The following is a 26,553-nucleotide window of genomic DNA, read 5'->3' as shown; positions in this document are numbered from 1 at the left end:
CGGTGGAACAGCTCCCGGAAGAAAATTTCCCCAACTGACTCTGTCATACAGATTTAGCAACCCTTATGCCAACTTACTTGTTGCTCTATTTAATTTAAGTAGAGTCATGTTTACGGTCATGAGCAACACGAACAGGTTACTTTGCCAGCAGTTTTTTCTCCTAATATTAAGCGTAGTTTGACCTGCGAAAAATTTCCTGTGTTAAATTGCAGTTTTTTAAGCCATATCAAGGACTCAGTTGTTGTGAGGTTACCTACAGGCCTTGCAGCACGGGGGATACGGCGATAATGAGTACTTTTTAGACATAATTATTTCATAATCCGCATATAAATTATCTGGTTGCTTTAGGTTTGTGTGCGCTATACATGAAACTTAATTACGATTCATTTACACTACGTTCGATTTTATTTTCTTACGGATGAACACATGAAAACCAACATGATTAAAGCTTTGCCAGTAGCTGCCATTATGGCCTTGCTGAGTCAGACCGCACATGCGGATACCTTTTCAGTCGGGGCCGGAGCATTGGCGGCAACTAGCCCTTACCGTGGTTACGACACCAAATATTATCCGCTCCCGGTCATCAATTATGATGGAGACACGTTCTACGTTCATACGTTAGTTGCGGGTTATAACCTATGGAAAGACCAGCAAAATCAGTTGAGTATCATAGCGGGTTATAATCCGTTCAGTTTCAGACCTGGTCATAGCGATAACGAACAGTTAAAGCGGCTGAAAAAACGTCACGGCACGCTGATGGCGGGTCTGGCTTATTCTTATAACGCCGAATGGGGTACTATTCGTACCACGCTGACGGGCGATACTCTGGACAACAGCAATGGTATCGTAGGTGATGTTGCCTACCTTTACGCTATCAAAGGCGATAACTGGGCAGTCGTGCCGGGCGTCGGTGTGACGTGGGATAGCGCGAATCAGAACAAATACTACTACGGCATCAGCAACAGAGAATCTTACCGCAGCGGTCTTGAGTCTTATAAACCTAACGATAGCTTCACGCCTTATGTCGAAGTTTCTGCTAAATATAGCTTTAACCCGCAGTGGCAGGCATTCGTTACCGGTCGCTATACCCGTCTGACCAACGAAATCAAAGACAGCCCAATGGTGAATAAATCTTACACTGGCCTATTAATGACCGGCGTAACCTATACTTTCTAATCGCGGCTCAAACAACGCATGCATCCAATTGGTGCATGTGTTGATTGCTAATGGGGCATTTTTGCTCCATTTGCACATTTAAGGAGCAGCCTGACTGACGGCTGTATTTTGAGATGTGCATCACACTATTCAACCGAGTTAATCTATTTACTTCATGGTAACGAGTTCAATCCGTGCTGATTGGGCTTGAGACTACCGCATAAAATGACCTAAACAGGAGCAGAGGATGAACGCGAAAACCGTACAGTTTCCAGATGGAACTCGGGTTCCCGCAGTCGGACAGGGTACCTGGTTTATGGGCGAGCGAGAGTCTGAATTTCGTTCGGAAGTCAAAGCATTGCAACAGGGAATTGACCTGGGTTTAACGCTGATTGATACCGCCGAGATGTACGCAGACGGTGGGGCAGAGCGCGTAGTTGGCGAAGCGATTGCAGGGCGTCGAGACGAGGTCTATCTGGTCTCGAAAGTCTATCCGCAAAACGCCGGTGGCGATCGCGCCATCAAGGCCTGTGAACAAAGTTTGCAGCGTTTAAAAACGGACAGTCTCGACCTCTATTTATTGCACTGGCGTGGATCGATACCTTTAGAAGAAACAGTGCGCGCCATGGAGTCTTTACAGCAAGCCGGTAAAATTCGTCGCTGGGGGGTATCGAATCTGGATACTGTCGATCTTGAGCAACTTTGGCAAACTCAGGGCGGTGATGCCTGCCTGACAAATCAGGTGCTTTACCATGCCGCGTCGCGGGGTATTGAATATGATTTGCTGCCTTGGTGTCGTGAGCATGAAATGCCGATTATGGCTTATTGTCCACTCGCGCAGGCCGGTAAACTGCGCCAGGAAGTGCTTAATCATCCGGTCATGCAGCAACTGGCTCGGGCCAGAGGGGTTAGCAGTGCGCAAATTGCCCTGGCTTGGGTAACACGTTGGGACAATGTGATTGCCATTCCGAAAGCCGTTCAGCCTGATCATATCAACGACAACGCCGCAGCATTAACCCTGAAATTGACGCCAGAAGAAATTGCGCTTATCGATCATGCATTTCCGCCGCCTAGTCATAAAACATCCCTCGACATCGTTTGATCAAAACGCTTATTCGCTGCATCTAGTTTGAATCAAAATAAAGGGACAGCCTAGGCCGTCCCTTTAATATTTTCGTCTGCGAAAGCGATTGGTTGATCAATGATTGATTAACAGGGCTACTCGATTTCGAAAGTGATCGATAAACGCGCCGGAGCCGATTCAGTGCTGATCTGTGAATGTGAAACCGCGGCTGTTTCAACGCAAACCATGGTTTTGTAACCGTCGTCTGCCATGTCTTTCATTGATGCCGAGTTTTTGGCGCCTGGATTCCAGCTCACCACGTCGCTATTACCATGATGTTTAACGCGAAGCTTGCGTTTGAAAACCGGATCAACGATCAGGCTTTCGGCTTCAGGCTCGACAAAGATGCGATCGGTTTCGCCATCGAAAGTCAACGCGCCAGTCAGCACCGCTTTTTCCCCGCCCAACACTTTATCAATGTAAGGTTTACCCAGACCTTCAACAGACACATGGCTAATATCGCCGATTTCAAAATAGGCGTGCAGCGCGCTGGTGGTCTCAAAATCACCGTGCGACTCAAGCTCGATGTGGCATTGATCACCCAGAGTGAAGTGCGCGTGCAGAGTAAAGGCGTGTGGCCAGTGCTTGCGCGTTTCTTCGCTGTCTTTCAAAGTCAGGGTGAGTTTGACCGACTCGTCAGTTTCGCTTTGTGCGGTGAGCTGCCAAGGCAGATTGCGCGCAAAACCGTGCGATGGTTTACCCGCCGGACCAAACCACGGCCAACAGACCGGCACTCCGCCGCGAATTGCAGTTCCTGGTTCGAAAGCAGTTTCACTGCTCAGCCAGATGACCGGTTTTTGCCCCGTAGGTTGCCATGCCAGCAAATGCGCGCCCTGTAAAGCGATAGCGGCCCGTCCTTTCGGATGCGTGATAACCAGCACTGGCAGCTCTGCCATTTGACATTGGCTCACCGCAGGAGAAAGTTGTTTTAGTACCGGTAGGGAGAAGAGATGTTCAGTCATTATAAAGTCCTATGCAAAGTATATGAACTCAGACAGGGAGGAACTGACCGGATTTTTATCCAAAAAGAAAAGGGCGACACAATGTCGCCCTCTGTCAGTTCGCCATAGCGCTTGCCGTTAACTTCCAGGTTGCCCATGAAAGCGTAGTGGCAAAAACTTATTTGTTAGCGATATGAGTAATCAGATCCAGAACTTTATTTGAGTAGCCAGTTTCGTTGTCGTACCAGGAAACCAGTTTCACAAAGTTGTCGTTCAGAGCGATACCAGCTTTAGCATCGAATACTGAAGTCAGTTTTTCGCCGTTGAAATCGGTAGAAACAACTTCATCTTCGGTGTAGCCCAGAATACCTTTCAGTTCGTTTTCTGAAGCGCGTTTCAGCTCGGCACAAATTTCTTTGTAAGTTGCTGGTTTTTCCAGACGTGCAGTCAGGTCAACCACTGAAACGTTAGGAGTTGGTACGCGGAAAGCCATACCAGTCAGTTTGCCGTTCAGAGCCGGGATAACTTTACCTACTGCTTTGGCAGCACCGGTAGAAGAAGGAATGATGTTCTGAGATGCGCCGCGGCCGCCGCGCCAGTCTTTGTGAGACGGGCCATCAACAGTTTTCTGAGTAGCGGTAGTTGCGTGAACAGTGGTCATCAGAGCTTCAACGATACCAAACTTGTCGTTGATAACTTTAGCCAGCGGTGCCAGGCAGTTAGTAGTACAAGAAGCGTTGGAAACGATTTCCTGACCATCGTAAGAGTTGTGGTTAACGCCCATGACAAACATAGGGGTGTCATCTTTAGATGGACCAGTCAGAACCACTTTCTTGGCGCCAGCAGTAATGTGGGCACGTGCGGTTTCGTCGGTCAGGAAGATACCGGTCGCTTCAGCGACAACGTCAACGTTCACTTCATTCCATTTCAGGTCAGCTGGATTACGCTCTGAAGTACAACGGATGGTTTTGCCATTCACAACCAAGTGACCGTCTTTAACTTCAACGGTGCCGTCGAAACGACCGTGAGTTGAGTCATACTTCAACATGTACGCCATGTATTCCGCATCTAACAGGTCGTTGATTGCAACGATTTCGATGTCAGAACGTTCCTGCGCAGCACGGAAAACGATACGGCCGATACGGCCAAAACCGTTGATACCTACTTTGATAGTCATATATTCCACCAGCTATTTTTCAGTGAATAAAAGGTTGGTTGTAAAATTACAAAAACCTTGGTGAGCGTCAAGCGGAATCGTGTCAATTGTTGCCGTAGGTCAATCATTGCAACCACGATTGCTCGCTTATTGTACGTTCCGTTTCTAAATCAGCTGTTACGCATATTGGGGCCAAATGGCGAGGTTTAAACTCTCCTCAATCAAATATGTGATCACAGTCACACATGTTCTGAGCCCCGCACCAATGGCATAGAGTTTAAGCCAAAACCGGCTGACTCGTTGTTACTTTTTTGTTATTATTAGCTGTTATTTTAGTTGATTTTATTATCTCGAAGAGAACGGCAACTATGGCCAATGAATTCAAAGATACACCCGAAAATCCACAACTTACTGATATTCAAAAGTATGTGACGCAAGAACGCGGCACCGAACGTCCTTACACCGGCAAACTGCTGCACAACAAGCGCGATGGGATTTACCATTGCCTGGTTTGCAACACGCCACTGTTTTTCTCGGACACCAAATACGATTCCGGCTGCGGCTGGCCGAGCTTCTACCAGCCGGTGACTCACGATGCTATCAATTATCTCACTGATAATACGCACGGCATGGAGCGCGTTGAAATCCGCTGTGCCAACTGTGACGCGCATCTTGGCCACGTTTTCCCTGACGGCCCAGAGCCTACCGGTGACCGTTACTGTGTGAATTCGGCATCAATGAGTTTTATCGATGGCGAAAACGGCGATAAAATCGCAGGCTGATTAGTCTAAAAGATCACTTTTCGGATAAATAATCGGTGAGTTATTCGAAAGCTATTTTTTTAAATAAATTTTAACAAAATCGATTCAGCTCATTATTCATCCATCTTGAATAATTTGATTAAATTTTCTGTTAGGCAGGAGAGTTTGCAATGGAAATCCGTGAACTGGTTGACGTCATGACGCCGGAAATTTATCAGCGTTTGGCATTGGCGGTTGAGCTGGGTAAATGGCCTGACGGTGTTCGTCTCACCGAACAACAGAAAGAGCACAGCCTGCAAGTGGTGATGCTTTATCAGGCGCGTCACAATGTCGATGCCCAGCACATGACGGTAGGCACCGACGGGCAAATCGTGACCAAGAGCAAGCAAGAGCTTAAGCAGCAGTTTAAAGATGATCTGATCCGCATCAAGCCAGAGTAAAAGTATTATCAACGACCTGATGAATCTCAGGTCGTTGGATTATCAGCGTTTTATCTTCAGATGAGCAGGGCTAAAGTTTCTGACTCCTCAATCTATAATCCTTTTATTGTTAAACCTTCATCACCTTCAACATATGGTCTGCCAACCGCAAACTCAGCGCAGCGCCGGTTAACGTCGGGTTCATACAAGAGGTTGAAGGCATGACTGAGGTCCCGGCAATAAACAGATTGGGATGATCGTGGGTCTGGCAATCACTGTTCACGACGGAGTTTGTCGCATCATCGCCCATAATGGTGGTGCCCATAATGTGCTGCCTGTCCTGATAACTGGTATCAATTTTAAGGACCTCGGCGTTCAGCAAGGTGGCAATTTTGTCGAAATCCTTGAGTGCCGCTTCTTTACCCGCCTGCCAATAATCCGTGACGCTGTAATAGATTTCAGGCACTGGCAATCCAATGCCGTCAGTTTTGGTCTTGCTCGGCACAATACGATTTTCTGGCAAAGGCAGCGTTTCTAAATCAACGGCAAAATTGAGCGAACGAGCCGACTGGCGACGCAGTTCTTCATCCAGTTTCGATCCCAAAATTCCCTTGGCGATCAGCGCCGAAGCAAAATCCGAGGTGGGTACGGTATTTCGCACCTTGGTTTTATAACTCGGAAAATCTTTGCGAAACTCACCGTCGCGATTGTTTAGATACACCAGCAGCTCGGTCGGCCCCTGACCCGGCCAGACATCCTCCTTCATCATGACGTTCATGCTAATCCCGGTATGCCCCATCAGATTGCGCCCCACTTGATCGGAACTGTTGGCGATGCCGTTGGGATATTTTTCCGAAGTCGACATCAGCAGCAGTTTTGGTGATTCAATACCGTAAGCCGCGAGCACGAAGTAGCGGGCGGTTAAATGATGCTCGGAGCCATCCGGTTTTTTGTACCAGACACCGCTGATTTCACCCGCTTCATTGGCTTCGATTTTATATACCACTGAATTATCAAGTAGTTTTACCCCCAGACGCTCTGCCTGGTCGATATGCACCGTGCCATCATATTTCGCACCAATCGGGCATACAGGATTGCAGTTGTTGTTTCCGGCACAAACCGGACGATCGCCATAAGGCCGCGTCGCACGCCCATTGGGCTCATAGACCGGGTGAAAATCGCCTTTTTGTAGCAACTCGGCCAGTCGAGTAAACAGATAGCTGGGAGTCAGGCCTTTCATCGGGAATGGCGTGGATCGCGGTGGCCACGGGCGTTTGCCCTGACCGCTCTCGTCCTGACCGTCAACACCAGAAACGCCCAGTTCATGCTCGGCTCGCCCGTACCACGGTTCAAGTTCTTCATAACCAAACGGCCAGTCGCGCCCACGGCCATACAGGCTTTGCAGTTTGAAATCATTGGGGATCATGCGCCACAGCGCCGACCCAAAGTGCCAAGTCGTTCCCCCGACCACGCGCAAGTATTTGGTAGGGTATTTAACCGGTCCGGTTTGCTGAAGATAGCTGCCATAGGTTGAGGGTACGTGTGGCAAATCCGGATAAGGGGAGCCCGCGCCCTGCAGTTTCATATTGGTCAGCGAGACTTTTACCGGCGAATTTCGAAAACGCTCGACGATCTCGGCGCGCTTAACCCGCGGACCGGCCTCGAGGATAATCACCGACTTGCCAGCCTTCGCCAGCTGAGTCGCAATCAGGCCACCCATTACGCCGGAACCAATAATGATGACATCGGCATCAACGGTTTTATCAGTCATACATTTGCTCCTTCAGCGGCGGGTGGATTGACAGGTTTTGGTCCCCAGCTGTCCGGGCCCCCGCCATAAGTCGGGATCACCAGAATGCCGCGAGTTGGCAGATACATCATTGCGTCGGCATAGGCGACAAGCTCAATATTTTTGTCCTCGCCCACGATGCCGGTGTACCAGGCTGAAACGATAAGCCTGGCCGTTGTATAGCGTGGATCGGCGTGATCGATGGCGGCAATAAAGTCGTCCATGTGTGCAAAGTGCTGGCCGTCGAGATAAGTTTTTAACGCACTGAGGCGGGTTGGAAAATCTGGGTAGTTTTTGATTAATGCATTGTAATAACGCTGGCTCAGCAATGGGTTGGCAGGGCGGCTAACCAGAAAAGAGCTAATAGGAGCAAAACCGCTGCTGTTCATTTCCTGCGCCTGCACTTTAAGTGCCGGGAACAGCGAAGCCGTCAGGGCGCTCAAAGACAAGACGCCGATCCCCTGTAACAATCGGCGACGGGTGACTGATTCGGGATGATTATTTTCCGACATGTTGCCTCCTTCTTTTATTCACCAAAAACGCCAACAGAATGATTATCAGGATCAACACGACGCCGCCGGTTAACATCACCGCTGGCGAGGTCAATCTGGCCAGCAGTGGTTTTTTGCCGCCGTTGCGGATTTCTTTAACCTGATCTGCGGTGACGCTGACTTGAGGGTTACCGAAGTTTTTCAACACATAATTGCTGACGTCGGCAATTTGCCGATCGCTCAGTTGCACACTGTAATTGCCATCTGGGCCAAAAGCGGGCATTGCCAACTGTTGGCCGTTGATATCGCGATGCACGCCGTAAAGGATAGCGGCGACCAGATTGGCAGGATTATCCGCTCCGGTAGCAGAGTTATGGAACAGCGAAGGGTAGTAGGCGGTGCCTTGCCCCTGTGCCTGATGACAGTTCGCACAGCTGCCGCTGTAGATTTGCCAACCGGGGTCGACAGCCGAGCTGTTGCCACGCAGCGCAAGCTCAGTGTTGGCGGGCTGCCCATAGCTATCGCGGGATTTTTCTGCGCCGGTATCTATCGCCGGAATTTGCTGCAGATACGCGACCATCGCCTGAATATCGCTATCGTCAAGATGTTGGGTGCTGTGTTCGACGGCTTCAGCCATTGGGCCCGCTGCCTGAGCTTTACCGGCGAGATGGCCCGTTTTCAGATACTGCGCCAATTCGACGGCAGACCAGTTACCGATACCCGAGTGTTTATCGGGCGTAATATTGGGGGCGTACCAGCTTCCCAGTTCGCCGCCGGAGAGCGCCTTGCCGTCATCCTGTCCCATCAACGCGTTACGTGGGGTATGGCAGGTATCGCAGTGTTCAAGCGCATTGACCAGATAATTACCGCGATTAACCTCGGCAGAGACATCCTCAGCCGGAACAAACGGTTTATTACGGGAAAACAGGGTATTCCACAGCGCCATAGAACTGCGAATGTTGAACGGGAAAGCAAGCCGAGTCGGCGTTGAAGGTTTATCTACCGGGGCTACGCCGTGCATGAAATAGGCGTAAAGCGCATGAATGTCCTGGTCGGTAATCCGCGAATACGAGGTGTAGGGCATGGCGGGGTAAAGGTATTGCCCCTGCTTGTTAATACCCTCTCGAACGGCGCGGGCAAAGTCCTGCTCGCTATAATTGCCGATCCCCGCCACTTTTGATGGCGTAATGTTGCTGGCATAAATGGTACCCAGCGGTGATTGAATCGCATACCCGCCTGACATCGCTGCGCCGTCATTTGGTGGTGTATGACAAGCGCCGCAGTCTGCGGCAATAGCGAGATACTTTCCCTGCGCAATAAGTTTCTGCGGACTCGGGCTGTCCGCCGCCTGGGCATTAAAACCGCTGGCGAAAAGAATACCTATCGCGAGAGACAAACAGTGTCTTCTCACGGCATTGCTCCTGTATAAAAAAATCAAAAATTATATTTTTATTATGTGTGGTCGTTATGTATTGAAAATCGAGCCTTCCTGCTGATGATTAACGACAAATAGCCCGCAGAAGCTCAAAGCCGCTGCGGTATGATTATCTTATGAAAATGCTGATTATGAATTCAGTACTCACTTCAGTTCATAGTCATTGAAAACCAACGGCGTATCGCCACCGTTGATAATTTCAACCGGTCCGGCGGTGGTCAGCGCGGCGTCACCCTTATGTACCCAGATTTCTTTGTTGCGATTAGGGCGACCGGGAATGGCCTCCAACACGCGCCCCTCGGTAAAGAACACCCTGACACCCGGCCCTTTCTGCTGATAAACGCCGCTGCTTTCACCGGGTTGCAGTGTCACTTTCCAGCCGTTAACCGATTTCTTGTCCAACACCTGCTGAAAGGCGGGAGTCGACGGGCGAGAAGCGGTGCCAAAACCTGGCGGGCCGGCCTGTTTGATCTCAAAGGCAATCTGCATATTGAGGCTGGAACCGGTGTTAGTTATCTTGTCGACCTCGGAATGCCCCTGATGCGCGCCAAATTTTACGTTGCCGCTTTTCATTGCAAAGTCTTTGGCAGGTTTGTTCGGGTATGACGCCTGCACCGGGCTGCCATCAACGTGAGTATTAACGTAATCCAGATGCTGCTCGTGAAACAGGGTCGACTCCCCGGGGCGAATCATCACCCGCATCACCGTGACATACTGGTTTTCGAGTATGACGTGGTGATGAGGTTCAAGATTGGTCGGCACGATAGGCTCGGCGGCAAAGGCTGCGGGTAGGGCGTTTGACGCGAGCAAAATCGCCGACAGAGTAATATTGGCAAATTTAATGATGTTTCTCCTTGGGTTAGTCCAGCTTTCCGTAAACACTACTGTTCAACTATTGATACCCAGTTGCCGCCTTTGCCGGTCGGATAACGGCCAAGCAGGGCTAATTTACCGCTGGTTTGATCGATGCTGTAGAGCGAAAGCTGGTTCGACTTTTGGCCGGATTCAATCAGGAAACGGCCACTGTTATCGATAGCGAAACCGCGTGGCTGAGCCTCGGTTTTAATGCTGTTTAAATAAGTCAGATGCCCGTTGTCTGGGTTAACGGAAAAAGAAGACAGGGTGCTGCTGGTTCTTTCCGTGGAATAAAGGAAACGTCCATCAGGAGTCAAATGGATATCTGCCTGCCAGATTCGCGGCTTGTGCGAAGGCGGCAAATCATCGTCTCCGGTTAGCGGACGAGCCTCTCCGCGCTGCATATCTTCCTGCGGCGAAACTGAGCTTACCGATTCCTGCTCGTGAGCCTTGCCTTCAGCATCCAGCGTCACCCGTGTGATATTGCCCGCCATCTCAGTCAGGATGTACATGTTTTGGTCGCCCTGCCTGTCGCGTTGCGGGGCAATAACAAAGTGACGCGGACCGGTTGCGGCCTCTTTCTGAATGTTGATCGACGGCGGACTGTTGGGTGTCACCTTGCCTGTAGCAGGGTCAAAGTGGAATTGCAGCAATTGGTCCGCGCCTAACAAGGTGACATACAGGAAACGGTTGGTCGGATCGGTTTGTATCGCGTGCGCGCGCTTACCGGTGTGGACGACTTGCACTGGCGGCGTCTCGACCTGGCCCTGAGCATTAATGCGGTTGATGGTAAATAAATCGCCGCCGTAAGAGGCACTCAGCAGAAAATGCCCGCTCTTATCGGTGGAAAGATAGGCCATGCTCTCTTCCAGCGGCGACTGGCCGACCTTTTGCAGCTTGCCGTCGGGCTGGATTTTATACACCACCACGTGATAAGGCTTGCTGCGAACTGACACATAAAGCAGTTGCTTGTCTTTCGCTACGGTTGATGACATCACCTTGTCACCCGCCGGAAAATCTCCCAGCGGCTCGAGTTTTTTGGCATCTTTATTCAGCAAATAACCTGAAACTGTGCCGCTGTCCGCGTTGGAGACGTAGACAAAACTGCTGGCCCTGGCGGCCCCGGTGACAGCCATCAGTGACATTAGCGCGAGGGCGCAGGCACTTTTCTTCATGACGATGATCCTTTTTTTCAATGTAGGGTACTGCTGTGTTGTCGCACAGCTTTAGTCTTACTAATGTTTTGGTCAATCATTGGCTAGAAATTGATGCTTGTGGCTGATGTTTGATTCTGGCATTCGGTTTGCTTTTTGGCGTATCCAGCGGCTCGATTTTGCCGATCACAAACAGGAAGTTGAGTGCTCCCAGCAGGCAGATGCCGCCCGCGACGCACAGTGGTATCACAAACGAGCCGTGGCTCAGTCCCAACATCAAACCGGTGAACGACGCGGTAACAATACCGGCCAGATTACCGGCAAAGTTCTGGATGCCGCCCAGCGTGGCGACATAGCCAGAATTTGGCGCAACGTCAGCGGGCAGAGTCCAGATATTGGCAGCGGTGAACGCCAATCCGGCATAGGTCAGAGAGAAAAGGGTGAGGATCACCGTGATATTGCTGGTGAAGGCCGCAAAGGCAATCACTGACGACAGCACCATACCGCCGACCAAACAGGTTTTACGCGCGGCGGTCAGGCTGAAACCTTTGTTGAACAGCCAGTCAGAGGTCAGCCCACCGAGCAGGCTTCCGGGAATACCCATCAGCGCAGGAATTGCGCCCAACGTGCCCAACTCCTTCAGCGAAAAGCCTTGTGACATAGTGAGGTAGGTCGGGAACCAGGTCACAAAAAAGTAGGTCGCAAAATTCATGCAGAAGAAGCCAATCATCATGCCCCAAACGTTGCGATAACCGAACAGCGTGCGCAGTTTGATTTTCTCGGTGCCTGCAATGTGGCGCTCGCCGCGATCGGCGATCAGGTTGTTTTTTTGCTCCTCGTCGAGACCTTTCATCTGCTCGGGTTCGCGGTAGAACACCAGCCACAGAGCCACCCACACCAGTCCGATGCCTCCGGTGACCACGAATGAGGTTTCCCAGTCCCAGGTGCTGATAATCCAGGCGACCAACGGCAGAGCCAGCGCGGTGCCGGCTCGTGGACCCGCGTCAAAAATACCTGATGCGGTGCCGCGCTGCTTTTTGGCAAACCAATTGTAAACCACTTTGGCGCAGCCTGGATTGCCGCCAGCTTCGCCGACGCCCAGCAGCAGACGCGAGATAAAGATCGAGCTAAAACCTTTACCAAAGGCGGTCAGGACGGTAAACAGTGACCACCAGCCCACGGCGATGGCCAAACCGGCGCGCGCGCCTAGTTTGTCGATCATACGCCCGGCCGGGATTTGCATCAGCGCGTAGGTCCAGAAAAAAGCGCCGAGGATCAAGCCCATGCTGGCATCGTCCAGCCCGAGATCTTTTTTAATATGCGGAGCGGCAATGGCCAGATTAACGCGGTCGATATAATTTATAGCGATCGCGAGGAAGCAAAATACAATCATCATCCAGCGGATTCGAGGGTATCTACGCATGGTGAAATCCTTTATTATCGTTTGTCTATTAGTAGGTTATGAGTTTCTCAAGCAGAAACTCCGTTATGAGGACATTCAGCCAAACAGACCGCAGAGTGGCCTTCTCCGATTCGGTTCTGTTATTATTTGGTGAACTTAGAGCCTCAAGTTTGATAATGTGATGTTAAAAGTAAGCGATTACAAAATTCAGTCAAGCCAAAAGTAAGCGCTTTCAAAGTAAGGCGGGAAGTGTCTGCAATTTTTGTGGGCGACATCACTAATTTATAGGGATCACGGCAATGAATGATAAGACCCTGCCTCAGGGAAGAGCTTCACTGGAGGACGTCGCCAAACTTTCCGGCGTCTCGACCGCCACCGTTTCTCGCGTGCTCAACGGCAGCGCCACCGTGCGTCAATCGCGCCGCGAGGCGGTAGAGCGCGCCTGTGAAGAGCTTGGGTATGTCATTAATCGCGCGGCGCGAACGCTGGCGTCACGGCGTAGCATGACCATCGGGGCCGTGGTGCCGACTCTGGCAACCGAAACCTTCTCCCGCACCTTGGCGGCGTTTCAACATCATATTCATCAGTCAGGTTATACGCTGCTGCTGGCCAACTCGGATTTCGACCCCGATATTGAGCTGCGCGAAGTGAATAAATTGCTGGAGTACGGTATCGATGCGCTGATGCTGGTGGGGCACACCCATCATCCGCGCCTGTGGGAGCGGATTCGACAACATGCGATCCCCTGCATTCAGACCTTTTCGATTGACCCGCAATATCCAAGTATTGGTTATGACAGTATTGAGGCAGCAAGCCGGGTTGCCGGGCATTTGATCACGCTGGGGCACAGGCGGTTTGGTATGATAGCGGGCACACCGCCGACCAATGACCGGGTGTCCGATCGCCTGCGAGGAACTCGGGAAACGCTGGCTGGGGCGGGGCTTTCACTGCCGGATTTTAATCTGATTGAATGCGCGTTCACCATGAACGACGCCCGTAAGGCGATGTTCACCTTGCTCGATGGTCCCGAGCCACCCACGGCGGTTATCTGCGGTAACGATATGTTGGCTTTTGGCGCACTGCGGGCGGCCAGCGAGCGTTATTTGCGGGTTCCCAACGATATTTCGATCACCGGATTCAATGATTACGAGTATGCCGAGCATCTTGAACGCCCGCTGACTACCATGCGCGTTGAGTTGGATCAGATTGGCCTGCGCGCGGCCGAGTATCTGCTGGCAACGTTGAACGGCGAGGCGGCCGAGCCGCAGGCGGTAATGACTCCCGAGCTTATCGTGCGTGGCAGCACCGGCTCTGCGCCGCGAGCGTCGCAGTAATTTTATCTATTTCAACCAGCACAAAAACTCCGCACCATTGCGGGCGGAGTTCGGTTTTAGGGGTGGCAGCAATCAATCTGCAGTCAGAATAATCAAAATTTCAATAAGTTATCTGCGCAAGGGCGGATGATGCTTCAGGCCGTTACCGCTCGGGTTTTACAAATTGACGTCATAAAACGGCGCCCGACGCAGCAGCGCCGAGTTCAACTCTTGCGGACTGCGCACGCCAACCAGCGCTAAATCGCGGTCAATTTCGTCACGCAGGATATGCATCGCGTGTTCCACTCCGGCCTGACCGCCGATCACCGCGCCATAGAGGAAAGGGCGGCCGAGGAAGGTAAAATCGGCACCCAGCGCAAGGGCTTTCATCACGTCAGTTCCGCGTCGAATACCGCTGTCGATAATTACCTTCATATTGCCTTTTTTCGCCGCAATCTCAGGCAGGGTGTGCAGCGGTGGCACGGTATAATCCAGCTGACGGCCTCCGTGATTGGACAGGATAACCGCATCTACCCCCAAATCTCGCGCGATAAAAGCGTCGTCCGGCGACATTAATCCTTTCACCACCAGATTACCTTTCCACTGTTTGCGGATTGCTTCGACGTGTTTCCAGTTCAACTTATCGCGCGCGTTGGTATTGCGCACCTTGCTCGACATCATCGGCGGGCCGCGCTCGGCGTCGGTATTTTCAAAGTGCGGCGCACCGTGGCGAAGGAAAGTCTGCGCCACGGTGCCCAGCAGCCAGCGCGGGTTCATCGCGCTTTCGAAACAGACTTTAGGCGTGACCTTGATAGGCATGCTGAATCCGCTGCGGGTATTGTGCTCACGATTGCCGAGCATCGGCGTATCGCCGGTGACCACCAACGTTTGATAACCGGCCTGGGCTACCCGATCGACCAGCCGGTCAATGCGCGGCTGATCGCCTGCCAGATAGGCCTGGAACCAGGCATTGGGATTCGCCTCGTGAACGTCTTCGAGCCTGACCAGCGAAGACGCGGAGAGGATCATCGGCGTATTCATGGCGCGGGCGGCTTTAGCCAGCGAGATATCGGCACGGTAGGCGACAAAAGATGCGCCTCCCAGCGGCGCTACGCCAAACGGATGGCTGTAGGTGTGGCCGAACAGTTCCACGCTCTGACTGCGCCCGGAAACGTCACGGAACATGCGCGGTACAAAAGCATACTGTTGATAGGCTTCAAAATTGCCTGCTATGCCGCGTCCGGTTTCAACGCCGCCGGCAACATATTGATAAATCATGTTAGGCAGACGACGACGGGCGTGGCGCTCAAAGTCTTCCAGCGCCAGTAAATCGCGAAACTCGCGAGGGAGTTTTGATGCCGCCACGGCCGGAGCACTAACGTTGCCTGCCGGGCTTACGCTGCTGCTTACCCCGGACTGTAAAGAGGATTCGTTGGCAGATGTTGTCATGATGCGTTCCCACAATCTTTGCTTAATGAGTAAGTTGCCTGCATTTCAGGGCGGATTCTAGCGCCCGGAAGAGACATTAAATTTGAAAGCGCTTACAATGGTCATTGCAGTATCTATCAATTCTGCTTAAACGTAACAGGATTATAACTTTTTTATGTGACACAGCTCACTTTACAGAGTCATTTGTAAGCCCTTACATTATAGGTGTAGGTTTGCAGTGACGAAAAAACTGATCGTGCTGTGAACGCATCCACGTCTGTCAGGGGGTTTTATGTCACACCGCATCGTATTACTTCACGCCACGCCGGTCGCGATGGCACCCATCCATAGCGCGTTCAAGGAAGAATGGCCAGAAGCAGAGATAATCAACCTGTTGGATGATGGCTTATCGACTGACCGCGCACGTGAAGATCAATTGAGTCGTTCGATGATTGACCGCTTTGTACGATTTGGTCGCTACGGCTATGACATGCAGGCGCAGGGGATTCTGGTGACCTGTTCGGCGTTTGGTCCGGCAATTGACCAACTGGCGGCAAGTTTGCCGGTGCCGGTGTTGAAACCTAATGAAGCGATGTTCCAGGAAGCGCTGGAGCAGGGGAAAAAGATCGGCATGCTCGCCACTTTTGGCCCGGCAGTAGAAACCATGACCGAGGAGTTCGACAGTTACGTTAAGGAACATGGCCTTAGCGCCACGCTGACGACCGTTCTGGTCGAAGATGCGATTGACTTGCTGCGTAACGGCGATGCCGACAGCCACAATCGGCTGGTGGCTGCACGCGCCAAAGAGTTGGCCCACTGCGATGTCATCATGCTGGCACATTTCTCCACCTCACGCGCCGCCGCCAGCGTGCGTGAACAGGTTTCTGTACCGGTGCTGACTGCGCCCCACGCGGCGGTAAAACGAATGAAAGCCAGTATTCTGAGCGGGAAGGAATAAGTTATGTTAATTGGCGTGATTGCAGACGATTTTACCGGGGCCAGTGATATTGCCGTAACCCTTTCAAAGGGCCTCCCGGGCGAGGGCGGATTACGCACCACGCAATATCTCGGCATTCCACAGCAGCCCGCCGACACTACTGTCGAGGCGGGGGTTGTGGCACTTAAAAGCCGATCAATTCTGGCGAAACAGGCCGTGGAACAGTCGCTGGCTGCCTGTGAATGGTTGTTGGCTCAGGGGTGCCAGCAGATCGTCTTTAAATATTGCTCGACATTCGACTCCACTGTCGAGGGCAATATTGGCCCGGTCACCGATGCGCTGGCCGAGAGGCTCAATGCGCAGCGCGTCGTGATGTGCCCGGCTTTTCCTGCCATGGGGCGCACGTTGTATCAGGGGCATTTATTTGTCCACGATAAGCCACTGAATGAGTCGGGCATGGAGCATCATCCTTTAACGCCGATGAAAGATGCCGATCTGCGTCGCGTTTTGCAACAGCAGACGCGCAATGCCGTGGGGCATATTGCGTGGCACAAGGTTAACGAGGGCAGTGAACCTTTGCGTCAGGCGATTACCCGGCAGGGAGGCAGTGAGCGCATTCTGTTACTGGTCGACGCGCTGAACGAAAACGATTTACGCACCTTGGGGCAGGCCTGCGAAGGGTTACCGCTGATTACTGGCGGGTCAGGCATTGCGCTGGCCCTGGCGCACAATTTTATCGTCCGTGGCGAAGCCAAAGGGCATCACGCAGGAGTCGCTGCGGTTGCCGGTCCTGAAGCAATACTGGTCGGAAGCTGCTCGGGGGCGACGCGTGGTCAGATAGACGAGCATCAAAAATTGCATCCGGTGCTGATGATTGATGTTAGAGATGTACTGACCGGCGTTACCGATGCCAACCGGCTGGTGGCATTTATTGAGCAGAATCAGGGGCGCGCTCCGCTGGTGTATTCTTCGGGCACGCCAGAATCCGTTAAGCAAATCCAGCAAGAGTACGGGCGTGAAAAGGTGGCGGCTGCGCTGGATAATCTGTTTGGTGACACGGCTAAAAAACTGGTGGCCAACGGCACGCGGCGGATTGTGGTCGGCGGTGGCGAAACCTCGGGTGCGGTGGTAAGTGCCTTGAATCTCGGTGCATTAATCATTGGCGAAGAAATTGATACCGGCGTTCCTGCAATGGTATCTCAAGGGCAGGACCCGATTGCTCTGGCGCTGAAATCCGGTAATTTTGGCGCAAAAGATTTCTTTGCCCGCGCGCTTAACACACTGCGAGGCGACTAATATGCAGGGCCTGCATTTTTGCGCCAACCTGAAATGGTTATTCACCGAGTTGCCGTTTGAGCAGCGTTTTGCCGCCGCGGCGCAGGCAGGTTTCGAGGCGGTAGAGTTTGGATTGCCTTACGACTATGAGGCAGATTTTCTCCTCCAGCAGTTAAAAGAAAACGGCCTGCGACAAATATTGATTAATACGCCGATAGGTCCGGCGGACTCTGTGATGCGCTCGGGGTCCGCTTGCCAGCCACAATCCAGCGAATTCTTTAGAAACGGCATGCGCGAGGCGCTACGCTATGCCGCCGCGCTGGACTGTCCGTTCATTCATTTGCAGGCCGGGATTTTACCCCCCGGTGTAAACGAGCGTGAGGCATTGCAGCAGTTTATCAGCAACATTAAATGGTCACTGGAACTGGCGGTTGAACAGGGCGTCTGCCTGTTGCTTGAGCCGATTAATCTGCGCGATATCCCCGGCTTTTTCCTGCACGATTTCCATTTGGCGGCCAATATCATCGAGCAGTTTAACAGCCCACATCTGCGACTAATGTTTGATATCTACCATTGCCAGATTTCGCACGGCGATATTAGCCACAATCTGCTGCGTTATCTGCCATTAACCGGGCACATTCAGGTTGCCGACGCGCCCTATCGCAGCGAGCCGGGCAGTGGGGAGCTGAATTGGGATTTCATCTTCAAACTGCTTCGCCAGCAGGACTATCAGGGCTGGATCGGCTGTGAATATAAACCCCTCACCAACACGGCAGAAAGCTTGTCAGGTGGATGGTCAGGTTTGGGGTCAGGGAAATAAATGCCGAAAAAAAGAGTTGAGCGGGAGGCCCGGAGAAAATGTGCCGCACTCAGCCTGCATAGTCTCCGCCCAGCGCCGCATAGAGCTGTAGCGCATTATTCTTGCGAGCCAGCACATTTTCCAACTGCCTAATCCTGGCCTGACGCAGGGTTCTCTGCGCCTCCAGCCAGGGTTGGATATCACTGCCTCCCTGCTGCCAGCGAGTCAGGGTCAGCCGTTCGACCTGCTGCGACAGCTTCAATGATTGCGCTAGCTCTTTTGCCTCTTCCGCCAGCTGCTGACGGGCCGTGAGCGCGTCTTCGGTTTCTCGCAGTGCGTTGTATAAGGTCTTCTTAAAGCTAACCGCGTTGGCCTGATAAACCGCCTCGGCGCTTTGTCGCGTGTAGCGAGCTGTGTTGAATTGTACCATCGGCAGGGTGAGTACAGCGGCCAGCGCAGCTACGGGGTTAGCCAGATAATCCGTAAGACTCGGACTGGAAGTGCCATAGCTGGCGGTTAGGTTGAGTGACGGGTAAAAACTCAAACGAACGGCATCGGCATTAGCCAAACTGCTGAGCAACCTTAATTCCGCCGCGTGCACGTCCGCACGGCGCGACAGCAGATCGGCGGGTAAACCAGGGGCGGGAACGGGAAGCGCGACATCGTCGAGATCGGCTAATTCAGATTGTTTTTGCTGTGGCGCATCGCCCATCAGTAATGAAAAGGCGTGGCGCGCCTCCTCGCGCTGTTGAACGAGGGTTAATAGTATTGTTCGCTGCTCACTAAGCTGGCGCTGGGCAAAAATAACCTCTCCTCGCGACGTCGCACCCGCCTGATAGCGCACCTCGGCAAGATGTGAAGTGTCTGCCGCAACTTTTAGGTCGGCTTGAGCATTGACCAGCAGCCGATTCAGATAGGCAATTTGCCAACGCGACTGAGCCACTGAAATACGTATTGCCAGTCGCGCTGAATGCCAGTCGTCCTCACTGGCCTGAGCATCAAGGTCGGCGGCTTGCCGCTGCGCTTGCGCACTGCCCCAAATATCTAACGGGTAACTCAGCGCTGCATTAAGCCCGGCGTTGCGATAGGTCACTGGAGAAAAATCCCCGGAAGACTTCAGCGGCCGCGATACTCCAGTATTCAAAGACACTAAGGGCGTTGGCCAGCGCGACAGCCCGGTCAGAGCAGCCTGCAAACGGGACAATTTGAGCTGCAACTGACTGAGTTTAAGGTTGTCGTTTTGCCGCAGGGCAATTTGCAACACACGCGTTAAATCAGGGTCGCCGAGTGAGGACCAAAAATCCTTACCCGCTGTCAGAGATAGATTATCCGGCGCTGTGGAGTCTGAAATCCTGTTTTGTCCCGACAGGCGATTAACTCCTGTGGCGATGTTGACTGGGGAAGTCACCGTTGCAGCCTGCCAGTTTGCGGGAATGGCAGGGCGTGCGGGCGGCTTGCTGCGCAGCAGGTTACAGCCGGATAGCTGCATCATAATCCCCAAAATAGCTGCTGAACAAGACGCCCGAACAAGTGGCTTTTTCAGCGAGAGTAAATGTTTCATTCGCGGGTTAGTGCCTCTGCCGGGTCTAACTTGGCGGCTTGCCAGGCGGGCAGCCAACCTGAAATAACCCCGACCAACACCGCACAGCCCACGGCGGTCAGTATTGCGGGCAAAGAAAATATCAGCTGCCACGGATGAATCAGCCAGGACAGCGAGATGCCCAATACAAGTGACAGCGTCACTCCAACCAGTGCGCCTGATAAGCACAGCAATACTGCCTCGGTTAAAAATTGTCGCTGGATGTCCCACCGACGCGCACCGACCGCCATTCGGATCCCGGTTTCACGTGTTCTCTCGCTCACCGAAACCAGCATGATGTTCATCACACCGATCCCGCCGACCAGTAAGGAAATCAGTGCAATCAGCGACAGAAATAACGACAGGGCAAAACTGGTTTTTTCCACCGAATTTACAAAGGCGGCGCTGTCCAGCATATAAAAATCCTGTCGCCCATGCAGTCGCGTCAGCATGCGATTTATTGTCGATTTTGCTGTTTCCGCAGACACCGATTCAGGCAGCGAAACTGCGATAGAATCAAACCAGTCCTGGCCCAGCAGGCGGCTGGTGGCCGTGCTCCACGGCAGCCAAAGATTTAATGTATTGCCACCTGAAAGTGAGCCGCTACGCGCCACGCCGACAATTTTAGCCGGTAGCGTGCCGACCAGAATGATTTCGCCCAGTGGATTGCTACCGCGAGGAAACAGCTTATCTTTTAACGATTCACCCACCACGACCACGGAGGACTGTTGTGTAATATCGCGAGGCAGCAGTGAGCGGCCCTGCAGCAAATTCATATTCCCGATGGCCATAAATTCGGCGCTGACGCCGTTGACGGTGGCGTTGATATCTGTTCGCTGTCGGCGAATGCGCAAGTTTGTGCTGACGTTAGGCGTCGCGGCTGTGATCCAGCGTTGCTGTGCCAGCACAGATAAATCTCGGTCACGCAGTGAGTGAATGCTGGCGGCTTGATCATCGCCGTACCCTTTGCCCGGATAGAGGGTCACGACGTTGCCGCCCAGTGATGAAAGCGTATCGAGCACGTATTGCCGAGCGCCAGCCCCGGCGGCGTTGAGCGAAACAACCGAGACGATGCCAATGACGATACCTAATAATGTCAGGCAAGAGCGCAGACGATGAGCGGCCAAGCTGCGACCGGCACTGCCAAAGGCATCCTGATATTCATGCCATCGGGTGCGCCAGCCTCGATTATTGGCACAATAATGTGACGTTGTCACAAATTGCTGTGGTGATTTTTCAGTAATCTTGTTGTCGCTATCGCCATCATTGGGTAAATCAGAGACAATTTTTCCATCAGCCAGGTGAATAATACGTTCGGCGTAATCTGCCACTTTAGCGTCGTGAGTAATGATGATAACCGTGTGGCCTTGCTGATGCAGGCTTTGCAATAACTGCATTACCTCGCTGCCGCTGCGGCTGTCTAACGCGCCGGTGGGTTCATCGGCAAGAATCACCTCTCCGCCGTTAATCAGCGCGCGCGCAATGCTGACTCGCTGCTGCTGGCCGCCGGACAAACGTCTGACGTTGCGATCCTCATAGCCTTGCATACCCAGCCGGTCTAGTAATCTACGGGCGTGATCTAGGCGCAACTGGCGGGATTGATGGGCATAGCGGGCGGGGATTTCAATATTTTCGCGCACTGATAAAGAGGGGATTAAATGGTAACGCTGGAAAATAAAGCCGAATCGCTCCCTGCGAAGGCCAGCCCGCTGGTCGCTGTTTAATTGTTCTACGTCCTGCCCGTCAACCTGATAATGACCGCTGCTCGGAGTATCCAGACAGCCGAGAATATTCATCAGTGTCGATTTACCCGAACCAGAAGGGCCGACAATCGCCACCATTTCACCCGCTTTGATGCTGAGAGAAATATTGTCGAGCACACTAATCAGCGCATCGCCTGTCTTAAAACGACGGCTAACGGCGGTCAGGCACAACAGCGGCGGCGGGGAGAGTGAGTTCATAATAGGCCTGCCGAGTCGTTCACTAATAACACCTGTTCGCCGTCACGTAATCCCTGTTTCACCTCTATAAAGGTGCCGTCATCAATGCCCGTCATAATGATTCGTTCAATCGTTTTGCCATCAAGGTTTATGGCCTTGAGCTGATAGTGGTCGGCTGAGACCGCGCTGCCCAGTGCGGTCAACGGGATTGCCAGCACATTTTTAACCTGATGCAGTTCCACACTGACTTGTGCGGTCATCTCTGGGCGCAGGAAACCCTCCAGGTTCTCAACGTCAAACAGGGCGTTATAAAAAACCGCATTGTTTATCTTCTCGGCAGCAGGTTCCAGCTTTTTGATTTTGCTGCAAAAAGGCTGATGCGCGGCCCCCAAAGTGGTAAAGCACACTGGCTGACCTTGTTGAATGAGGGTTATATCTGCTTCGGGGATCTGTGCGTGGACGGTCATCACACTCAAATCAGCAATTTCAAGGATCACCGGCACCTGATAAGACGCGACCACCGTCTGGCCTGCCTGCGTTGTGACAGAAAGCACGGTGCCGCTGACCGGTGCAATAATCTGTGTGTAGCCGAGATTGGTTTCTGCGGTGGCGACCCGGATTTGCTGCTGGTGAATTTGCGCATTCATGGCGGTCAACTGAGCCTGCTGGACCTGCAAGTCAGCCTCGGCGGCCTCCACGTCTTGCCGGGCTGCGGCATCTTGACGGTACATCGCTCGCTGACGTTGCAGCGCCAGAGTCGATCTTTTCACCAGCGCCTGATTGGCATTCTTTTGCGCCAGTAAACTGTTCAGCGCGACCTGAGCATCCTGTAGCGCATTTTGCGACAAGGCGGGATCGATCTCTCCGAGCAGCTGGCCCTTAGTGACAAAATCACCGGGACTGACCCACAGTGAAGTCAGTTGACCTGATGCCTGCGAACCCACATCGACTTGTTTAATAGGCTGTAGAAAACCGCTGGCCAGCACTGTTTGTTTAAGCGTTTGACGGCTTACAATAAATGTTGGTGGCGGGGGGGGATTTTGGGTGTTTGAAATTAACATCCAAACAATGAGCAGAGAGAATATGATTATCGTGATGGAAAAATAAAGCTTTTTCTTGTGGTGGTAAAAACGCACTGGCATTATAAATAAAATCCTTATTATTTAAGTTATCAATGATTGCATCAGGTGTCATGACGATTTTAATTATAATTCTTGTGGGTTTTTATAGTGAAATATATTTATAAAATATATAAAGCCCTCCGCGTGCAGGAGGGCTGGAAATAGACTACAGGCAGGAGAGCACTTGCGAAACAGAAGTTCCGGCAGGGAGTTGGCTCAGAATTTTGATAATCTGGTCATAAGTCAACTCGCTGGCCGGAACACCAACTGGCAACAGGCCAGGCAGGATTGAACAAAGGCCTGGGATTGGCAGCGGGATTGGCGGGATAGGCAACAGATCGGCGTTGGCTGTTGAACTAAAACCTGCGGCGGCCATTAAAACGAATGCAGCTCCGAGCAATTTAATTTTATGCACAATAATTTTCCTTATTCCTTAATGGAAATAAACGTTTTAGTTGAAAAGATTGCAGAGTTATTTAAGTGTGATGAAATTATCATGCTTAAATAACACTGGAGTTATTACGCCTAAGATTAAGAGGTGATTAACTTTGGCAAAACAAAATTTAGCTGATTGATTTTTTGTGTCATCTATTATTTTTAAAATATTAGCCCAGACATGATCTGAGTCATGCTTTTAAGAAATAATGACGTTTATTTTGCATTAAGCTATTTATAAGGAAAATGATTAAGGAATTAATTATATAAAAATACAATTTTAATGCGCTGAGTTTACGTTTTTATTTAAAGTCTCAATGTCTATGCCGCCATGAATCATGACGGCAAAGAAGCTCGCACGGCGTTAAATCGCCTCGTAGTCACCGGTGCCTTCCGGCCACGGGGTCAGCAAGTCGTAACCGGTGTCCGTTACTGCAATGGTATGTTCCCACTGAGCAGATAAAGAACGATCTTTAGTTACCACAGTCCAGCCGTCGGACAGGACGCTGGTGGCTGCCTTACCGGCGTTGATCATCGGTTCAATAGTGAAAATCATCCCTGCTTCAAGTACCAGTCCTTCTCCGGGGCGGCCATAGTGCAGCACTTGCGGGGTGGTGTGATACTCCTCACCTACGCCGTGACCACAGTATTCACGCACTACCGAGAAACCGTTGCTTTCAGCTATGTGCTGAATAGCCGCACCCACGTCACCCAAGGTTGCGCCGGGGCGCACGGCCTTGATGCCTGCGACCATCGACTGATAAGTGACTTCGACCAGACGTTGACCGCGAATGCTTGGTTTGCCCACGTAATACATGCGGCTGGTGTCGCCGTACCAGCCATCCTGAATAATGGCCACGTCGATGTTGACGATATCGCCGTCTTTAAGCTTTTTGTCCGCCGGAATACCGTGGCACACCACGTGATTCACTGAAGTACATGAGGTTTTTGTATATCCGTGGTAACCAATATTGGCTGGAGTGACTTTTAGCTCATTGACAATGTAGTCATGGCAAAGCTGGTCAATCTCGTTGGTTGTTACACCGACCTTAACGTAAGGCTTGATAAACTCCAGCACTTTAGCCGCGGTATTGCCTGCGGTGCGGGCTTTTTCAATTTCCTGCCGGGTATGAATTTTTACTGAGCTCATAGTTAATCGACTTCTTTTGGTGAGGAAACGGGGCACGCATTCTCCATGCGACCCGTTTCAAAGTGTTTATAACCGCATCGTTGACGGCAAAATTATAGCGTGAAATCCAGATTGCTCACCCATTGGGCGAGGCTTTGTACTTTGGCACCGGCGAGCTGCATCTGTTCAACGGCTTTTTTACTGTCATCGGCGTCGAGGTTCACGCCGCGGCAACCGTCACTGATCAACGTCACCTCATAGCCCAATTCCAGGGCATCCAGCACGCTGAATTTCACACAGTAATCAGTGGCGAGCCCCATGACGACCAAATGTTCGACCTGCTTATTCTGCAACCAATCGTGTAGCGGGGTCGCTGCCCGTTTACCGTTATCGAAAAATGCGCTGTAGCTGTCGACTGACGAGTCTTTGCCTTTGTGCACGATGTAGTCCAGCCCGGCGGTGTTTAGACTGGGATGAAAGTCTGCCCCCGGCTGATTCTGCACGCAGTGAACCGGCCACCACACCTGTGGCAGGCCTTCAAGCTCACCCACTGTACCGACCTCTGCCGAGGAATTGATTGCAAAGCTGCGATGATCGGCAGGGTGCCAGTCCTGAGAAGCCGCTACTGGAATATTGGCGTGGCGACAGGCGGCGATGGCCAGATTGGCGACGTTTATTGTTTCATCACCCTCTGCAACGGCTAGCGCGCCGCCGTGACAAAAATCATTTTGCAGGTCAATGAGCAACAGTGCAGAGTTCATGTTATCCCCTTAAACGGTTAATTCACCACGCAGGTCTTGTTGCATCTGCTCACGGATTTCAGCAGCGGAAAGCGGCTGGCTGAGTAAATAATGTAGCTTGGTCAGGGTCGCTTCTACGGTCAGATCAAAGCCGCTTATCACCCCGGCGTGGGCCAGCGCGTTACCGGTCGCGTAGCCGCCCATGTTGACCTTGCCTGAAATACACTGCGTCAGGTTGACCACCACGATGCCGCGCTCGGAAGCATCTTTCAGCACCTGAAGCAGATCGCCTTTTTGTGGCGCATTACCTACGCCATAAGACCGCAAGATCAAAGCTTTTACCGGTTGTTGTACGAAGTTACGCACGACCTCGGCCGAAATTCCAGGATATATCGTCACTACGCCAATAGGCTGCGGGGTGATGTTATGCACGCGCAGCGGGCCGGTGGCGGCAGGAATTGACGGTGTTGCCAGGCGGCGGATATGAATACCGGCTTCCAGCAACGGCGCCATATTCGGCGAAGCAAAGGCGTCAAAACCGTCGGCGTGGGCCTTGGTGCTGCGATTACCGCGATAGAGTCGGTTATTGAAGAACAACGTCACTTCATTCACCGGATGGTTAGCCGCAATATACAGCGAATTAAGCAGATTGATTTGACCGTCCGAGCGCAGAGCCTCCAGCGGGATCTGCGAACCGGTCACAATGACGGGCTTGCCAAGGTTTTCCAGCATGAACGACAGCGCGGAAGCGGTGAACGCCATGGTGTCTGTGCCGTGCAAAATAACGAAACCGTCGTATTGGTCATAATGGGCCTGAATATCATCGGCGATATGTTGCCAGTCTTCCGGCGTCATATCTGAAGAGTCCATCAGCGGTGAATATTCTTGTATGTGAAAATCAGGCATTTCAGGGCGATGGAATTCTGGCATCAGCGCCAACTGACGTTGTAAATGGCCAGAGACAGGAATGTAGCCCTGTTCGGAACGCGCCATGCCGATGGTACCGCCAGTGTAGGCAACGTAGATCGATTTTTTAGTCATTTGCATAATTCTTTTTTTAATCAGCCAGACAGGCCAGGTGGGGCGATTATAAAGCTAGTGAGGCAGGAATAAAAATGTGAATGCGAATTGATAAAAAAAATGGCCCCGCGAGCGGAGCCATTCAAGGTTTATTGT

24 protein-coding genes are annotated in these 26,553 nt (G+C 52.0%); 8 read left to right on the top strand and 16 right to left on the bottom strand.

Features of this window, described 5'->3' with window-relative positions:
* Positions 1-426 precede the first annotated feature (426 nt).
* Together AB3G37_RS13045 and AB3G37_RS13040 are read left to right on the top strand one after the other, a co-directional pair.
* Positions 427-1,176: a MipA/OmpV family protein gene (locus tag AB3G37_RS13045; RefSeq protein ID WP_369788038.1), complete on the top strand. Its 750-nt coding sequence runs from the start codon at positions 427-429 to the stop codon at positions 1,174-1,176.
* A 226-nt stretch (positions 1,177-1,402) separates the two neighbouring features.
* Positions 1,403-2,257: an aldo/keto reductase gene (locus tag AB3G37_RS13040; RefSeq protein WP_009637964.1), complete on the top strand. Its 855-nt coding sequence runs from the start codon at positions 1,403-1,405 to the stop codon at positions 2,255-2,257.
* Between the two features lie 116 nt (positions 2,258-2,373).
* Here AB3G37_RS13040 and AB3G37_RS13035 read toward each other — a convergent pair whose 3' ends face one another.
* Positions 2,374-3,240, bottom strand: coding sequence for a D-hexose-6-phosphate mutarotase (locus AB3G37_RS13035; RefSeq protein ID WP_369788037.1), 867 nt, complete (start codon positions 3,238-3,240; stop codon positions 2,374-2,376).
* A 157-nt stretch (positions 3,241-3,397) separates the two neighbouring features.
* A complete protein-coding gene (gene gapA, locus AB3G37_RS13030) occupies positions 3,398-4,396 on the bottom strand; it encodes a glyceraldehyde-3-phosphate dehydrogenase (RefSeq protein WP_009637966.1) in 999 nt (332 codons plus the stop codon).
* 347 nt (positions 4,397-4,743) lie between these two features.
* Here gapA and msrB point away from each other — a divergent pair, with 347 nt between their 5' ends.
* Together msrB and AB3G37_RS13020 are read left to right on the top strand one after the other, a co-directional pair.
* Positions 4,744-5,157, top strand: coding sequence for a peptide-methionine (R)-S-oxide reductase MsrB (gene msrB, locus AB3G37_RS13025; protein WP_009637967.1), 414 nt, complete (start codon positions 4,744-4,746; stop codon positions 5,155-5,157).
* A gap of 149 nt (positions 5,158-5,306) precedes the next feature.
* Entirely contained in the window at positions 5,307-5,576 is a 270-nt protein-coding gene (locus tag AB3G37_RS13020) for a YeaC family protein (RefSeq protein WP_009637969.1), read from the top strand.
* 109 nt (positions 5,577-5,685) lie between these two features.
* Here AB3G37_RS13020 and AB3G37_RS13015 read toward each other — a convergent pair whose 3' ends face one another.
* The 6 genes from AB3G37_RS13015 to AB3G37_RS12990 all read right to left on the bottom strand — a co-directional run bounded on the left by AB3G37_RS13015 (position 5,686) and on the right by AB3G37_RS12990 (position 12,702).
* Positions 5,686-7,326 carry a GMC family oxidoreductase gene (locus AB3G37_RS13015; RefSeq protein ID WP_369788036.1) on the bottom strand — a complete coding sequence of 547 codons (1,641 nt, stop codon included), beginning with the start codon at positions 7,324-7,326 and terminating at the stop codon, positions 5,686-5,688.
* Positions 7,323-7,856, bottom strand: coding sequence for a sugar dehydrogenase complex small subunit (locus tag AB3G37_RS13010; RefSeq protein ID WP_369788035.1), 534 nt, complete (start codon positions 7,854-7,856; stop codon positions 7,323-7,325). The genes AB3G37_RS13015 and AB3G37_RS13010 overlap by 4 nt, the downstream gene beginning before the upstream one ends.
* Complete coding sequence (locus tag AB3G37_RS13005; RefSeq protein WP_369788034.1) at positions 7,843-9,246, bottom strand: cytochrome c; 1,404 nt, start codon at positions 9,244-9,246, stop codon at positions 7,843-7,845. The genes AB3G37_RS13010 and AB3G37_RS13005 overlap by 14 nt, the downstream gene beginning before the upstream one ends.
* Positions 9,247-9,414: 168 nt before the next feature.
* Positions 9,415-10,152 (bottom strand): hypothetical protein, encoded by a 738-nt coding sequence (locus AB3G37_RS13000; protein ID WP_369788033.1) that lies wholly within the window; start codon positions 10,150-10,152, stop codon positions 9,415-9,417.
* The gene (locus AB3G37_RS12995; RefSeq protein ID WP_369788032.1) at positions 10,152-11,300 is read right to left on the bottom strand and encodes a lactonase family protein; all 1,149 of its coding nucleotides are present in this window, start codon (positions 11,298-11,300) and stop codon (positions 10,152-10,154) included. The genes AB3G37_RS13000 and AB3G37_RS12995 overlap by 1 nt, the downstream gene beginning before the upstream one ends.
* Before the next feature lie 76 nt (positions 11,301-11,376).
* A complete protein-coding gene (locus tag AB3G37_RS12990) occupies positions 11,377-12,702 on the bottom strand; it encodes an MFS transporter (protein WP_369788031.1) in 1,326 nt (441 codons plus the stop codon).
* Positions 12,703-12,980: 278 nt separating this feature from the next.
* Between AB3G37_RS12990 and AB3G37_RS12985 the strand changes: the two genes are divergently transcribed.
* Positions 12,981-14,015, top strand: coding sequence for a LacI family DNA-binding transcriptional regulator (locus AB3G37_RS12985; protein ID WP_009637976.1), 1,035 nt, complete (start codon positions 12,981-12,983; stop codon positions 14,013-14,015).
* 156 nt (positions 14,016-14,171) lie between these two features.
* Here the strand turns inward: AB3G37_RS12985 and AB3G37_RS12980 are convergent, their stop codons facing one another.
* Positions 14,172-15,443, bottom strand: coding sequence for an alpha-hydroxy acid oxidase (locus AB3G37_RS12980; protein WP_009637977.1), 1,272 nt, complete (start codon positions 15,441-15,443; stop codon positions 14,172-14,174).
* A gap of 271 nt (positions 15,444-15,714) precedes the next feature.
* Here AB3G37_RS12980 and AB3G37_RS12975 point away from each other — a divergent pair, with 271 nt between their 5' ends.
* Genes AB3G37_RS12975 through AB3G37_RS12965 form a run of 3 tightly spaced genes read left to right on the top strand, consistent with a single transcriptional unit; the run spans position 15,715 to position 18,454 of the window.
* Positions 15,715-16,380, top strand: a complete 666-nt coding sequence (locus tag AB3G37_RS12975) for an aspartate/glutamate racemase family protein (protein WP_369788030.1) — start codon at positions 15,715-15,717, stop codon at positions 16,378-16,380.
* Between the two features lie 3 nt (positions 16,381-16,383).
* Entirely contained in the window at positions 16,384-17,655 is a 1,272-nt protein-coding gene (otnK, locus tag AB3G37_RS12970) for a 3-oxo-tetronate kinase (protein ID WP_369788029.1), read from the top strand.
* 1 nt (position 17,656) lies between these two features.
* Positions 17,657-18,454 (top strand): hydroxypyruvate isomerase family protein, encoded by a 798-nt coding sequence (locus tag AB3G37_RS12965; RefSeq protein ID WP_369788028.1) that lies wholly within the window; start codon positions 17,657-17,659, stop codon positions 18,452-18,454.
* 49 nt (positions 18,455-18,503) lie between these two features.
* Here AB3G37_RS12965 and AB3G37_RS12960 read toward each other — a convergent pair whose 3' ends face one another.
* The 7 genes from AB3G37_RS12960 to ansA all read right to left on the bottom strand — a co-directional run bounded on the left by AB3G37_RS12960 (position 18,504) and on the right by ansA (position 26,418).
* Complete coding sequence (locus AB3G37_RS12960) at positions 18,504-19,925, bottom strand: efflux transporter outer membrane subunit (RefSeq protein ID WP_369788027.1); 1,422 nt, start codon at positions 19,923-19,925, stop codon at positions 18,504-18,506.
* A gap of 65 nt (positions 19,926-19,990) precedes the next feature.
* On the bottom strand, positions 19,991-21,973 hold the full coding sequence (locus tag AB3G37_RS12955) for an ABC transporter permease (protein WP_369788026.1): 1,983 nt from the start codon (positions 21,971-21,973) through the stop codon (positions 19,991-19,993).
* Positions 21,970-23,013, bottom strand: coding sequence for an efflux RND transporter periplasmic adaptor subunit (locus AB3G37_RS12950; RefSeq protein WP_369788025.1), 1,044 nt, complete (start codon positions 23,011-23,013; stop codon positions 21,970-21,972). The genes AB3G37_RS12955 and AB3G37_RS12950 overlap by 4 nt, the downstream gene beginning before the upstream one ends.
* Positions 23,014-23,239: 226 nt before the next feature.
* Positions 23,240-23,488 carry a hypothetical protein gene (locus AB3G37_RS12945; RefSeq protein ID WP_009637984.1) on the bottom strand — a complete coding sequence of 83 codons (249 nt, stop codon included), beginning with the start codon at positions 23,486-23,488 and terminating at the stop codon, positions 23,240-23,242.
* Between the two features lie 384 nt (positions 23,489-23,872).
* A complete protein-coding gene (gene map / locus AB3G37_RS12940) occupies positions 23,873-24,658 on the bottom strand; it encodes a type I methionyl aminopeptidase (protein ID WP_009637985.1) in 786 nt (261 codons plus the stop codon).
* Positions 24,659-24,750: 92 nt separating this feature from the next.
* The gene (pncA, locus tag AB3G37_RS12935) at positions 24,751-25,398 is read right to left on the bottom strand and encodes a bifunctional nicotinamidase/pyrazinamidase (protein ID WP_369788024.1); all 648 of its coding nucleotides are present in this window, start codon (positions 25,396-25,398) and stop codon (positions 24,751-24,753) included.
* Between the two features lie 9 nt (positions 25,399-25,407).
* Entirely contained in the window at positions 25,408-26,418 is a 1,011-nt protein-coding gene (gene ansA, locus AB3G37_RS12930) for an asparaginase (protein ID WP_369788023.1), read from the bottom strand.
* Positions 26,419-26,553: the final 135 nt, after the last annotated feature.

Source organism: Rouxiella sp. WC2420 (genome assembly GCF_041200025.1).
Classification (GTDB): domain Bacteria; phylum Pseudomonadota; class Gammaproteobacteria; order Enterobacterales; family Enterobacteriaceae; genus Rouxiella.
The sequence above is the reverse complement of the archived record's forward strand: the minus strand, read 5'-3'. Positions and strand labels throughout refer to the sequence as shown.